This window comes from Peribacillus sp. P4_C12 (assembly GCF_056402095.1).
The window spans coordinates 1-1,765 of the sequence record NZ_JBFUIB010000656.1 but is presented as its reverse complement, the minus strand read 5'-3'; the positions used below and the strand labels follow the sequence as shown (position 1 = coordinate 1,765).

General features: G+C 43.6%; 2 protein-coding genes. Both read left to right on the top strand.

What is annotated here, in order from left to right; all coding sequences use genetic code 11:
• On the top strand, positions 1-891 hold an 891-nt coding region (hutU, locus tag AC1DUW_RS27685), incomplete at its 5' end, for a urocanate hydratase (protein WP_477644034.1).
• A partial coding sequence (hutI, locus tag AC1DUW_RS27680; RefSeq protein WP_477644033.1) for an imidazolonepropionase occupies positions 888-1,765 on the top strand: 878 nt, incomplete at its 3' end. The genes hutU and hutI, both read left to right, overlap by 4 nt.

Genomic DNA, 1,765 nt, shown 5'->3' with positions numbered 1-1,765 from the left:
GCACATGACCCACTAAACGGTTATACACCTTCAAGTATGTCATTTGAAGCAGCAGCTGAATTGCGCAAATCGAATCCAGAAGAGTATGTAAAACGCTCTAAAGCTTCTATGGCCAAACATGTAAGAGCAATGCTTGAAATGATGGAAAAAGGTGCAGTGACGTTTGACTATGGTAATAACATTAGACAAGTGGCGAAAGATGAAGGGGTGGAAAATGCATTTGACTTCCCTGGATTTGTTCCAGCTTATATCCGCCCACAATTCTGTGAAGGAAAAGGGCCTTTCCGCTGGGTAGCACTGTCTGGAGATCCTGAAGACATATATAAAACAGATCAGGCGATTTTACGTGAATTTGCAGATAATGAACATTTATGCAATTGGATTAAAATGGCTCAGGAAAAAATTCAATTCCAAGGCCTCCCTTCTAGGATTTGCTGGCTGGGGTATGGCGAGCGTGCCCGTTTCGGAAAAATTCTAAATGATATGGTCGCGAGCGGAGAATTAAAGGCACCAATAGTAATTGGGCGTGATCATCTGGATTCAGGCTCTGTTGCTTCGCCAAATCGTGAAACTGAAGCTATGAAAGACGGATCAGATGTGGTAGCTGACTGGCCAATTTTAAATGCCATGGTGAACGCAGTCGGTGGAGCTACCTGGGTATCCGTACATCACGGTGGTGGAGTAGGAATGGGTTACTCACTTCATGCAGGTGTGGTTATTGTGGCTGACGGTACAAAAGAAGCAGGGGCTCGCATWGAACGTGTATTAACAACAGACCCGGGTATGGGTGTAGTGCGACATGTGGATGCAGGATATGAATTGGCAGAGAACACTGCTCGTGAAAAAGGAATTAATATCCCAATGCTTGATAAAGGAAAAGATAAGTCATGACAAAACCAATTTGGATAAAATATGCAGCAAATCTCGCTACTCTTGCATCAGTAAAAAAAGGTCCCCGTTCAAAAGAGGCTATGTCTGACCTTGGATTGATCGAAGATGGCAGCTTGTGGATGGAAAATGGCTTGATTCAAGCTGTCGGTACGACTAAAGAAATAGAGGAGCTTTATGCAGATAGATTGCATGAAGCTGAAGTTTTCGATGCGTCTGGCTACCTTGTAACACCGGGTCTAGTGGATCCCCATACGCATGTTGTATATGGCGGGAGTCGAGCAAGTGAATTTGAAATGCGTCTTGAAGGTGCAACATATATGGACATTATGAATGCGGGTGGCGGTATCCATGCAACCACCCGTATGACAAGGGAAGCAAGTGAAGAAGAATTGATGGAACAAACCATACATCGACTTGATTCGTTTCTCGCTCATGGTGTGACAACGGTGGAAGGGAAAAGCGGTTACGGTATGAATCTGGAAACCGAGTTGAAACAGTTGCGTGTGATGAAAAAGCTTCAGGAAAAGCACCCGATTGATCTTGTTCCAACTTTTATGGGAGCACATGCGGTGCCGAATGAGTTTAAAGGTCGTGAAGATGACTTTGTCGATCATTTGATTAATGAAATGCTTCCCATTGTAGCAAAAGAAAAGCTGGCAGAGTTTAATGATGTATTTTGTGAAAAAGGCGTCTTTACACCTGAACAATCGGAGCGGATTCTAGAGGCGGGAAAAAATTACGGTTTGATTCCTAAAATTCATGCTGATGAAATTGAGTCTTATGGTGGCGCAGAATTAGCTGCGAAAATAGGAGCTATTTCAGCCGAGCATTTATTGAAAGCTTCAGAAGAGGGCATTCAAGATATGGCCAAATC